8 protein-coding genes are annotated in these 11,381 nt (G+C 65.9%); 5 read left to right on the top strand and 3 right to left on the bottom strand.

Annotated features, from left to right (window positions below; translation table 11 throughout):
• Positions 1–221: 221 nt before the first annotated feature.
• The 3 genes from B3T59_RS03830 to panB all read right to left on the bottom strand — a co-directional run bounded on the left by B3T59_RS03830 (position 222) and on the right by panB (position 3,518).
• Positions 222–1,418: a serine hydrolase domain-containing protein gene (locus tag B3T59_RS03830; RefSeq protein WP_287001529.1), complete on the bottom strand. Its 1,197-nt coding sequence runs from the start codon at positions 1,416–1,418 to the stop codon at positions 222–224.
• 88 nt (positions 1,419–1,506) lie between these two features.
• Positions 1,507–2,484, bottom strand: coding sequence for an alpha/beta hydrolase (locus tag B3T59_RS03825; RefSeq protein WP_287001528.1), 978 nt, complete (start codon positions 2,482–2,484; stop codon positions 1,507–1,509).
• A gap of 149 nt (positions 2,485–2,633) precedes the next feature.
• Complete coding sequence (gene panB, locus B3T59_RS03820; protein WP_287001527.1) at positions 2,634–3,518, bottom strand: 3-methyl-2-oxobutanoate hydroxymethyltransferase; 885 nt, start codon at positions 3,516–3,518, stop codon at positions 2,634–2,636.
• Positions 3,519–3,691: 173 nt separating this feature from the next.
• On the opposite strand from panB, the gene B3T59_RS03815 reads away from it, so the two are divergent.
• The 5 genes from B3T59_RS03815 (at position 3,692) to B3T59_RS03795 (ending at position 11,380) form a co-directional block, all read left to right on the top strand.
• Positions 3,692–5,272 (top strand): alpha/beta fold hydrolase, encoded by a 1,581-nt coding sequence (locus tag B3T59_RS03815; RefSeq protein WP_287001526.1) that lies wholly within the window; start codon positions 3,692–3,694, stop codon positions 5,270–5,272.
• Positions 5,273–5,357: 85 nt separating this feature from the next.
• A complete protein-coding gene (glnA, locus tag B3T59_RS03810; protein ID WP_287001525.1) occupies positions 5,358–6,698 on the top strand; it encodes a type I glutamate--ammonia ligase in 1,341 nt (446 codons plus the stop codon).
• Between the two features lie 57 nt (positions 6,699–6,755).
• Positions 6,756–9,764, top strand: a complete 3,009-nt coding sequence (locus B3T59_RS03805; protein ID WP_251722461.1) for a bifunctional [glutamine synthetase] adenylyltransferase/[glutamine synthetase]-adenylyl-L-tyrosine phosphorylase — start codon at positions 6,756–6,758, stop codon at positions 9,762–9,764.
• 39 nt (positions 9,765–9,803) lie between these two features.
• Positions 9,804–10,754, top strand: a complete 951-nt coding sequence (locus B3T59_RS03800; RefSeq protein ID WP_287001524.1) for an endonuclease/exonuclease/phosphatase family protein — start codon at positions 9,804–9,806, stop codon at positions 10,752–10,754.
• Positions 10,751–11,380, top strand: a complete 630-nt coding sequence (locus tag B3T59_RS03795) for a heme oxygenase (biliverdin-producing) (protein WP_287001523.1) — start codon at positions 10,751–10,753, stop codon at positions 11,378–11,380. Before B3T59_RS03800 ends, B3T59_RS03795 begins: the two co-directional genes overlap by 4 nt.
• The last annotated feature ends 1 nt before the right edge of the window (position 11,381 follow it).

Here is an 11,381-nt window from a genome sequence, read left to right as displayed (position 1 = left end):
GGACCGGATGGCTATGAGACAGTCGCATCTACGAGATGCCCTTCTGCGTGTACCGATGGAACCCTGAGCAAGTCCCATTCTGTCACTCAGACAGGGCATTTCGTCTATCCCTCATCCCCCGGACAGGTACAAATCGGTGGATCGAGGCTTAGCAGGGTATCGCGCCACCGGACCCCCGAGCGGCCGTTTGACGACTCGGTCGGGTCCGGTGGCGTGTGTCCTCAGCCGCGCAGTGCCCGGTAGACGGCGGTCTCCATGTCGAGATAGCCGCCGACGGAATCCGGGTCGGCGAACGGGAAGATCTGGGTCGCCCAATACCCGCCGATGTGGTTGCGTCGATCGATCCAGTAGTAGAGATTGGCCAGGCCCGCCCAGCCGAGCGAGCCCGCAGGCCGTCCGGTCGGGGCCTCCTCGTCGTTGACCATGAACGAGAACGACCACGACTTCGACTGTCCGGGGAAGAACTCGGCGTCGTTGGACAGCGAGGCGATCACGCCGGGCAGCATCTTCACCTTCAGATCACCGAGATGGTTCTGCGCTGCGAACTCGACCGTCTGACTCCGGAGGACCTCCTCACCCGAGTCCGACCGGCCGTCGTTGAGCCACATCCTGATGAACTTCAGGTAGTCCTCCACTGTGGAGATGATGCCGTGGCCACCCATGTGCACCTCGGGTTCGGCGGGCGGCACGAAGTCGTGCAGCGGCCGCAGCGAGCCGTCGGCCTCTCGCTGGTGCATCGTGGCCAGTCGGGAGCGGAGATCTTCGGTGAGCCGGAACGACGAACTGTTCATCCCCAGCGGTGTGAAGATGCGCTCGGCCATGACGTCGTCGAGTCGTTTGCCGGTGATCGCCTCCACCACCAATCCGCACCAGTCCATGTTCGTGCCGTACTCCCACTGCGTTCCCGGATCGAACAGCAGCGGTGTGGTCAGCGACTCCATGGTTGCCGTGACGATCGACGGCTGGCCGTGGTCGGTGGCCAGCCGATTGTAGGTCTCGTTGAAAAAGTCATAGCCGAATCCCGCTGTGTGCAAAAGCAATTGGCGAGTCGTGATATCGGAGGCCGGAGCACGCAGAATGGGCTCGCCTGCGTCGTCGAAACCCTCGATCACCTGCAGTTCACCGATTGCCGGCACGTAGCTCTTGGCCGGCGCGTCGATGTCGAGATCCCCGGATTCGACGAGTTGCAGCGCCGCGGTCGCCGTCAACGCTTTGGTGGTGGAGAAGATCGCGAACGTGGTGTCAGTGGTCATGGGGACGTCGGAGTCGACCGAGCGTTTGCCCGCGGCCCCGAGGTAGATGTTCTCGCGGTCGGTGGTGATACCTGCCACCACTCCGGGAACCGAGGGCACGGCTCCGCTCACTACCTCGGCTGCTGCTGCGGCGACCTTGTCCGCGTCGATCATCGGTGCACTCATCGTGTCGATCCTTTCCTTGGGTGCAATTCATCGCGCTGCGACCGGGTGTGGCCGAAGCGAATGTTCTTCTCTGGGGTTGTCGGGCGTCTCAGTCGGCCAGCGTGCGCTCGATCCAGGAGAATCTGCTGCGCAACATGGCCTTTGCCAACGCCGTGTGCTGGGCGAAGATGTCGCATGCGTGGAAGGCGCCGGGCCAGACGTGGAGTTCTGCGTTGACGCCGGCAGCCCACAGCTCCTGCGCGTAGGCGACGGTCTCGTCGCGGAAGATCTCCGCGGTGCCCACGTCGAGGAAGGCGGGCGGCAACCCGTGCAGGTCCCTCGCGCGTGACGGTGCTGCATAGGGCGAGACGTCGGCGCTGCCGTAGGCGTCAGCCAGGCTTGCGCGCCAACCTGTTTCGTTGCTGATCCGGTCCCAGACGCCGACGCCGTCGAACTGGTGGGTCGACGCGGTGATGTTGCGGTCGTCGAGCATCGGGTACACCAGCAATTGCGCGCAGATCCTCGGTCCTTCGCGATCGCGCGCTGCCAGGGCCATGCCCGCGGCGAGGCCGCCACCGCAACTGGCGCCGCCGACCATCACTCGTCCGAGGTCGACACCGATCTCGTCGGCCCGCCGTGCGGTCCATTCGAGTGCCGCGTACATGTCCTCGCGTGCGTAGGGATCGGGATGTTCGGGCGCGAGGCGGTACTCGGGGCACACGAGTGTCACGCCAAGTCGCTCCACCCACTCGAGGTTGATGTCGAGGGCGTTGAAGCGGTCACCGAACATGAGTCCGCCGGAATGTGCATACACGATGGCCGGTCGACGTCCGGTGGCGCGCGGCGAACTGAAGACCGAGACGACGATGTCGTCGCCGCGGTAGCCGGGGACGACGAACTCACGGTGATCGACGGCGCGCCCGGCGAGGATCTGCCCGATCGGCGGCGAGGCGTACGACTTACGCATGAATCCGATGAGATCGGGTGTGATCGTCGGCGGGAAGACCCCGCCGACCACGGCGAGGCCAGCCTTGAGTTCCGGGTCGAACCCGGGGCGGCAGCTGCCGTCGGTCGTGGTCTCGGTCACGAATATGAGCCTACGTACTGTGGATCACAGTCGGAACCGCCACAACGACGCGGGTTCGGACAGTGCTGTCCGCCAACTGGCGGATGCGCTGAGATCGCAACCCGCAGCGAGCGGTGGCTCAGCCGGCTAAGTATTTCGCGGCGCGAGAGTCAGTAGCTGTGCTCGGGGGCAGGGAAGACGCCGCGGCGCACCTCGTCGGCGTATGTTGCTGCAGCGGTACGTAATTGCCCGCCGACATCGGCGTAGCGCTTGACGAACTTGGCGGTCTTGCCGTGGGTGAATCCCGCCATGTCCTGCCAGACGAGAACCTGGGCGTCGGTCTCGTTGCCCGCTCCGATGCCGACTGTCGGGATGGTGAGCTTGCGCGTGATCTGGGCGGCGAGTTCTGCGGGAACCATCTCCATGACGACTGCGAAGGCGCCCGCCTCCTGGACGGCGATCGCGTCGGCGATGAGCTGGTCCGCCGCGTCGCCGCGACCCTGGACACGGAACCCGCCGAGTCCGTTGACGCTCTGCGGAGTGAAACCGATGTGCGCCATAACGGGGATTCCGGCTGCGGTCAGCGTGGCGATCTGGTGGGCGACGCGTTCTCCGCCTTCGAGTTTGACCGCGTGTGCTCCGGTCTCCTTGAAGAAGCGCACGGCGGTCTCGAGTGCCTGCTGCGGGCCCGCCTCGTAGCTGCCGAACGGGAGATCGGCGACGACGAGCGCGTGGGGTGCGCCGCGGACGACGGCGCGGGCGAGCGGGATCAGTTCGTCGATCGAGACGGGGATCGTGGTGTCGTAACCGAGGACGACGTTGGCGGCGGAATCGCCGACCAGAAGAACGGGGATCTCGGCCTCGTCGAAGATGCGGGCCGTCGAATAGTCGTATGCGGTGAGCATCGACCACTTCTCGCCCCGCTCTTTCATCTGTGCCAGATGATGGATGCGGGTGGTGCGTCGACGTGGTGCGGATTCGCCGGATGCTGAAGCGCCGGACGTGGGAGCGCCACCGTAGATGGGCGCGTCGGAATGAGCTGCCTCGTGGGACATCGTTGTCTCTTTTCTTCCTCGAGTCCCGCTTGGCGGGTACCCGGGCTGTGTTCGGACGCCTCCATGGTCCCACCGAAGTGCTGGGTGAAAACCCGCGATAGACGTGTGATTGCTCACATCACGCGAGCATGTGCAGTCGGGGTGTCGACACCCGCGTCCGTACCATCACCGTGGTGACCTGCTCTTTTCTTGCGCGGTGGCCTCTGTGGTCTCGACGTGCGTGCGGGCAGGGTTGCGTGGGGCGGCTGCTGACCACGGTGATGGTGGGGCTGCTGGTGTGCGCGGGTTGCGCGTCGACCGATCGCGCCGCCGACGACGGGGCGATCGGGTGGGGAGCGTGCGCACACGGTGTGGGCGCAGGTCCGTCGGCTGCGCGGGTGGAGTGCGGAGTGCTCGCGGTGCCACTCGACCCCTCGAAGCCGCACGGCCGCACGATCACGCTCGCGGTGGCCCGGCTGCGGGCGTCGGAGCGCAGCGACGCGACGGTGATCGTCAATCCAGGAGGGCCAGGGGCTTCGGGCGTCGACTATCTCCTCGGAGCCGCAGATCGTCTTGCGGCACAACGATTCACGACGCACAGCGACGTCGTCGCGTTCGACCCTCGTGGGGTCGGTGCGTCCGTCCCGACGGTGCGGTGTCGGACAGCGGCCGAACTCGACGCCGAGCGCGAGGCGGACACCGGTGATCGTTCGCCGCAGGGAATCGCTGCCGCCGAGGCGATGAACCGTGGCGTTGCGCAGAAGTGTTCGACGCGAACCGGCGACGAGTTCCTCGGACTCCTCGGCACCTCCCAGGTCGTCGACGACGTCGACCGGCTCCGCGCGGCACTGGGCCGCTCCCGAATCGACTTCATCGGGTTCTCCTACGGCTCGAAGATCGGGCTCGAATACCAGCAGCGCTACCCGGACCGCCTGTTTCGGATGGTCATCGACGGGGCGGTCGACCCCGACGCGGCTCCGATTGACGCCGCCGTGACGCAGGCGAGGTCATTCCAGGAGGTGTTCGACGGCTTCGCTCGTGACTGCACGCGGGTGCCGGGGTGCGCGCTCGGCGCCGACCCCGCGGAAGCGCTGGTGCACTACCAACGCCTCGTACGGCCATTGACGCGGAGCCCCGCGCCCGCCGGGTCTGGTCGCACACTCGACTTCCAATCGGCGGTCGACGGCACGAGTATGGCGCTCTATCGCACCGACCTGTGGCCGACGTTGCGCTCGGGACTCGGCGACCTCGCTGCCGGACGCGGGGGCGAGTCGTTGATGTCGCTGGCCGACCTGTTGGAGGGCCGGGGACCCGGCGGACGCTATGACAACTCGGCCGACGCCTACCTCGCTATCGGGTGCGCCGACGGTCCGCGCATCACCGACCGTGCTGACAATGACGACCTCGATCGCAGACTGCGCGCCGCCGCGCCTTACACCGATGACGGTCGCGGGACCGGGCATGCACCGCTGGATCCGTGCGCCTTCTGGCCGCCGATCAGTGACGCAGCGGCGACGTCGAGCCAGAGCATGCAGTCGGAGACCGGAGCGGCGGCGAGCGTGCCGTCTCCCGCGCCGCTGGTCGTCGCCGTGACGCATGATCCGGCGACGCCGTACGCCGTGGGCGAGGAGATTGCTCGGCGCACCCGCGGCACGTTGATCACAGTCGACGGATACGGCCATACTGCGGCGCTACAGGGTAATCGGTGCGTCGACAGGGCCGTCGACGATTACCTTTCGAATCTCGCTGAGTTGAATGGGCCTCTCGCATGCTGAGATGGCTGCGCCAAATGTGCAGGTTGTCGAGTTTGAATTGTGAACGTAACACCGATTTAACAGGCTACTTCTAATGTCGGCGGTCATGGATCGCCAAAAGGAATTCGTGCTGCGGACCCTCGAAGAGCGCGACATCCGATTCGTTCGTCTCTGGTTCACCGACGTCCTGGGATATCTGAAATCCGTGGCGATCGCGCCCGCAGAACTCGAAGGCGCGTTCTCAGAGGGTATAGGTTTCGACGGCTCGGCCATCGAAGGATTCTCGCGTGTCTCCGAAGCCGACACCGTCGCCAAGCCTGATCCGTCGACGTTCCAGATCCTGCCGTGGACCACGTCGTCGGGCAGGCATCACTCGGCACGCATGTTCTGCGACATCGTGATGCCCGACGGCACACCGAGTTGGGCCGACTCGCGGCACGTGCTGCGTCGCCAGCTCAACAAAGCAGCTGACCAGGGATTCAGCTGCTACGTACACCCCGAGATCGAGTTCTTCCTCCTCAAGGACGCCCCCCTCGACGGCAGCGTCCCAACGCCCGCCGACAGCGGTGGCTACTTCGACCAGGCCGTGCACGACGCCGCTCCCAACTTCCGTCGGCACGCGATCGAGGCGCTCGAGTCGATGGGCATTTCCGTCGAGTTCTCCCATCACGAAGGCGCGCCGGGACAGCAGGAGATCGACCTGCGTTACGCCGATGCGCTCTCGATGGCCGACAACGTGATGACGTTCCGGTACCTGATCAAGGAGGTCGCGATCGGCGAGGGTGTCTGGGCGACGTTCATGCCCAAACCCTTCAGCGATCACCCCGGATCGGCGATGCACACCCACATGAGCCTGTTCGAGGGCGACGCCAACGCCTTCCACAACCCCGACGACCCGATGCAGTTGTCGGAGACCGGCAAGAAGTTCATCGCGGGAATCCTGCACCACGCCAACGAGATCAGTGCGGTCACCAATCAGTGGGTGAACAGCTACAAGCGCCTGATCTACGGTGGGGAGGCACCGACCGCGGCCACCTGGGGTGGCGCGAACCGCTCGGCACTCGTGCGTCTGCCGCTCTACACGCCGAACAAGGCGTCGTCGCGCCGCGTCGAGGTCCGCAGCCCCGATTCGGCCTGCAACCCCTACCTCACCTTCGCGGTGCTGCTCGCCGCTGGGCTGAAGGGGATCGTCGAGGATTACGAACTGCCCGACGAGGCCGAAGACGACGTGTGGGCACTCACGCCCGCGGAGCGTCGTGCAATGGGTTACCAGGAACTGCCCGGCAGCCTTGCCGACGCGCTACACCAGATGGAGAAGTCGGAGTTGCTGGCAGAGACGCTCGGCGAGCATGTCTTCGACTACTTCCTGCGCAACAAATGGGCCGAGTGGGACAACTACCGCAGCCTGGTCACCCCGTTCGAGTTGAGGAACTACCTCCCGCTGTAGCTGCTTTGTTGGCAACCCGTGTCCGGTATCAGTGGGCGGGGCGCTATTTTCTTAGGTGTGACAACACTTCGAGGGCGGGGCGGCGTACCGGCGGTGGGGCGTCTGGGTCTGCTCGACCCTGACGCCGAGAAGAATCTCTCCGACCTCGGGTGGAACAACGAGGAGTCCATCGAACTGCTGTGGGCGTTGTCGCGCTCACCCGACGCCGACCTCGCGCTGCGCGCGATCGTCCGGATGCGATCGCAGGTGGGCGACGACTGGTCGGAAATCGACACGCTGCTGCGCACGGACAAGGGCTTTCGCGGTCGGTTCCTGGCGGTCCTCGGGTCGTCGGACGCCCTCGGCGACCACATGGTGGCCGAGCCGGAGGCGTGGCGTCGTCTGATTCCGGCCGAACTCCCCGACACCGACGAGATCAACCGGCAGATGCTCGCGGCCGTCGACGCGGTCGCCGAGCCGGGCGAGACCGAGCGGGGCAACAAGATCTACCGCGCGGGATTCAGCGGCCCGAAGGCCGTGGTGGCGTTGCGGGCGGCCTACCGCAACCTCGTCTTGCAGGTTGCGGCGCACGATGTCGCATCGACGGTCGAGGACGAACCGGTCATCTGGTTTCCCGAGATCGGAGCGCTCCTCGCCGACCTCGCCGACGCCGCGCTGACCGCGGCGCTGGCCGTCGCATTCCGCGAGGTGTGTGGCGACAAGCCGATCCCGGTCAGGCTCGCGGTGATCGCTATGGGCAAATGCGGTGCACGAGAACTGAATTACGTCAGCGACGTCGACGTGGTGTTCGTCAGTGAGCCGGCAGACGGAACGTCGGCACGCATCGCGGGGGAGATGATGCGCGTCGGGTCGTTGGCCTTCTTCGAGGTCGACGCCGCGCTGCGCCCAGAAGGCAAGTCCGGGGCGCTCACCCGCACGCTCGATTCGCACGTCGCCTACTACAACCGGTGGGCGAAGACGTGGGAGTTCCAGGCGCAGCTGAAGGCGCGACCGATGACCGGCGACATGGAACTCGGGCAGCGGTATCACGACGCCATCAACCCGATGGTGTGGCAGGCATCCGAGCGCGACGACTTCGTGCCCGAGGTCCAGGCGATGCGACGTCGTGTGGAATCGCTTGTGCCCGAAGAAGAACGCGACCGCAACCTCAAGCTCGGCAGCGGCAGTATTCGCGACGTCGAGTTCGCCGTGCAGATGCTGCAGATGGTCCACGGCCGCGTCGACGAGTCGCTGCGGGTCCGTTCGACCGTCGAGGCACTCGATGCGCTGACGGCGGGTGGATACGTCGGCCGCGACGACGGCGCCAACCTCAATGCGTCGTATCAGTTCCTCCGGCTGCTCGAACACCGGCTGCAGTTGCAGCGCATGTCGCGAACCCACCTGCTCCCGGAGTTCGACGACGACGACAACATGAGGTGGCTTGCCCGCGCCGCGCACATCAGGCGGGAGGGCGACCTCGACGCAACGTCGGTGCTGCGCAGGCAGATCAAGCATCAGAGCCTCCGTGTGCGACGACTGCACCAGAAGCTCTTCTACCGCCCGCTGCTCGAAGCCGCGGTCCGCCTGGACACCACTGAACTGACGCTGACAGACGAGTCGGCGCAGCGGCGCCTCTCCGCGCTCGGCTATGCGCAGCCCGAGCGGGCACTCAGTCATATCCGTGCGCTGGCATCCGCGTCGGGTCGACGTGGTCAGGTGCAGCGTTTGATCCTGCCGCAGTTGCTCGAATACATCGGTGACACACCGGATCCCGACGCCGGTCTGCTGAACTATCGCAGGCTGTGCGACGTGATGGACAACGACTGGTTCCTGCGTCTGCTGCGTGACGACGGAGTCGTCGCGGCTCGTCTGATGCATGTGCTTGGCACGTCGGAGTACATCGCCAACCTGCTGATGCGTTCGCCTGAGGTGATCAATCTCTACACCGACGGTGCCGACGGCCCACGACTGTGCGAGGTACGTCCGGAGGACGTGGCGAAGGGACTCGTCGCGTCGACAGTGCGACAGCCCGACCTGCGTCGAGCGGTTGCGGCAGCGCGGTCGCATCGGCGTGCCGAACTCGCGCGTATTGCGTCCGCGGATGTTCTCGGCCTGCTCGACGTACCGCAGGTGTGCGAGGCGCTGTCGAGTGTCTGGGCCGCAGTTCTCAACGCCGCGTTGACGTTTGCGATCCAGGATTCCGAACGCGTCGAGGGCCGCGCGGCACCCGCGCGGATCGCGGTGATCGGTATGGGTCGGCTCGGCGGTGGCGAACTCGGCTACGGTTCCGACGCCGACGTGCTCTTCGTCTGCCAACCGAATCCCGGCGAAGACGAGACCAAGGCCGTGCGGTGGGCGCAGACCATCGCCGAGGTGGTCCGCTCGATGCTTGGAACGCCCAGCGACGACCCGCCGCTGATCGTCGACACAGGGTTGCGCCCGGAAGGGCGCAACGGACCCGTCGTGCGCACGCTCGCCGCCTACGCCGCGTACTACGAGCAGTGGGCCCAGGCGTGGGAGGTGCAGGCACTGCTTCGCGCACACCAGGTCGCGGGCGACGAGGATCTCGGAATCGAGTTCCTGCACATGGCCGATCGCATCCGCTACCCCGAAGGTGGCGTCTCCGCTGACTCTGTCAAAGAGATCCGTCGAATCAAGGCTCGTGTCGATGCCGAGCGGTTGCCACGCGGAGCAGATCCGGCCACCCACACCAAGCTCGGCCGCGGTGGACTCGCCGACATCGAGTGGACCGTCCAACTGCTGCAGCTGAAGTACGGACACCGCTACCAGTCGCTGCACAACACGTCGACGCTGCAGTCGCTCGACGCGATCGGGTCGGCGGAACTGCTCGCCGAAGACGACGTCGCGCTGCTCAAGGACGCGTGGATCACCGCGACCAAGGCACGCAACTGCCTGGTCCTGGTGCGCGGCAAACCCGTCGATCAGCTTCCCGGCCCGGGAAAGCAGTTGCGGCAGATAGCATTTGCTGCAGGCTGGCCGGAGGATCAGGCGGCCGAGTTCCTCGACCACTACCTCCGGGTCACCCGCCGCGCAAAAGCCGTTGTACTCAAGGTCTTCGGCGCTTGATGAGAGTTTGTAGGGCTCGATGAGAGTTGGTGGGGCTTGATGCGCCGGTTCTTCAGGTTCGCACTGCTGCTCGTCGGCTGGGCCATGGTGGTCGCAGTCGGTGTCGCGGTCTGGCTGCACTACTCTCGCTCGCGCGGTGAACTGACCATCTTCCTCACCAGCGCGGTGCCGTTCGCGATCGTGCCCGGAGTGCTCGCCGTCGTCGTGTTCGTCGTGTTCCGACGCTGGTTGACTCTGCCGGTGGCGATCGCCGCGGTACTGGCGTTGTGCTTCACACAGTTGCCGTTGTGGGTCGGGCAGTCGCCGCCCGCGGGGGAGCGGTTCACCGTGCTGACGGCCAACCTGCTGTTCGGCGGCGCCGACGTCGACCAACTTGCCGATGTGGTGACGCGCGAAGGCGTCGATTTCGCGTCGTTTCAGGAGGTGACGCCCGAGTCGCTCACGCGATTGCAGGCCAGTGGTGTCGGCCGGGAGTTGCCGTACTCGTATGCCGCGCCCGGCACGCTCGCGATGGGAACCGCGATCTTCAGTCGTACGCCGCTGACCGGGCAGGGAGAGATCGGTCCGAACACCGCGCTGCACAATCTGAAGGCGCGCACCGATCTGCCCGGCGCACGCGACACCCAGGTGTTCGCGATGCATCCAGGAGCCCCGTTGCGAGGCCGCACGGATGTCTGGGTACGCGACATGGGCCTGCTGCACGCTCGGATGCAGTCGATTCCGGCGGGGCGGGCAATCATGGCGGGCGACTTCAACGCGACGTGGGATCAGGTGCGCTACCGCGACTTCCTCCAGAACGGATTCGCCGACACCACAGAGCAATCCGGCGCGGGTTTCGTGCCCACCTATCCGACGGACAAGTGGGGCGGCACGCCGTTCCTCGCGCTCGATCACGTCGTCGTCCGCGGATTCATCGCGTCGTCGGTTGATACCTTCGACCTCCGCGGTTCCGATCACCGGGGCGTGGTGGTATCACTGGTTGCATCATGACGACCATCTCCCAACGGCTGCGCGAGGCAACCGCCGTCGCACACCAGCAGGCCGAGAGTGCCACCTTCATCGACGATCTGCTGTCGGGCCGCCTCGACGCCGACCAGTACGGACGGCTGGCAGCGCAGTTGTACTTCGTCTACCGCGCGCTCGAAGAGGTCGGCTCGGCGTTGGCCGGAGACCCGATTGCCGACGCCGTGCTCGACGACCGCCTGCGTCGGACCGAAAGGCTCCGCTCCGACCTCGTCGCACTCGGGATCGACCCGGAGATGATCACGCCACTGCCTGCCGTGCAACGGTATGTCGACACGATCGAGGCGACGGTCCACGACCCGGCACGGTACGTCGCGCACCACTACACGCGGTACCTCGGCGATCTGTCGGGCGGACAGGTTGTCGCTCATCGCATGCGCGAACACTACGGCCTCGACGCGTCGACGCTGAGTTTCTACGCGTTCGACGGCATCGACAAGTTCAAGCGCTACAAGGACGCCTATCGCGACCGGATCGATGCGCTCGACATCGACGAGGACGACGTCGACAACCTTGTGGCGGAAGCGATCTCGGCGTTCGAGTTGAATCAGGAACTGTTTGCCGATCTCGACGGGGACGCGACCGCAGCGTGAT

The organism is Gordonia sp. UBA7860, assembly GCF_002500165.1.
Taxonomy (GTDB): Bacteria; Actinomycetota; Actinomycetes; order Mycobacteriales; family Mycobacteriaceae; genus Gordonia; species Gordonia sputi.
Note: the sequence above shows the minus strand (reverse complement) of the source record. Positions and strands in the feature narration are given on the sequence as shown.

Excerpts from the sequence above, each read along its gene's own strand:
- B3T59_RS03830 (WP_287001529.1), bottom strand. The coding sequence starts at position 1,418 with ATGAGTGCACCGATGATCGACGCGGACAAGGTCGCCGCAGCAGCAGCC.
- panB (WP_287001527.1), bottom strand. The coding sequence starts at position 3,518 with ATGTCCCACGAGGCAGCTCATTCCGACGCGCCCATCTACGGTGGCGCT.
- glnA (WP_287001525.1), top strand. The coding sequence starts at position 5,358 with ATGGATCGCCAAAAGGAATTCGTGCTGCGGACCCTCGAAGAGCGCGAC.
- B3T59_RS03800 (WP_287001524.1), top strand. The coding sequence starts at position 9,804 with ATGCGCCGGTTCTTCAGGTTCGCACTGCTGCTCGTCGGCTGGGCCATG.
- B3T59_RS03795 (WP_287001523.1), top strand. The coding sequence starts at position 10,751 with ATGACGACCATCTCCCAACGGCTGCGCGAGGCAACCGCCGTCGCACAC.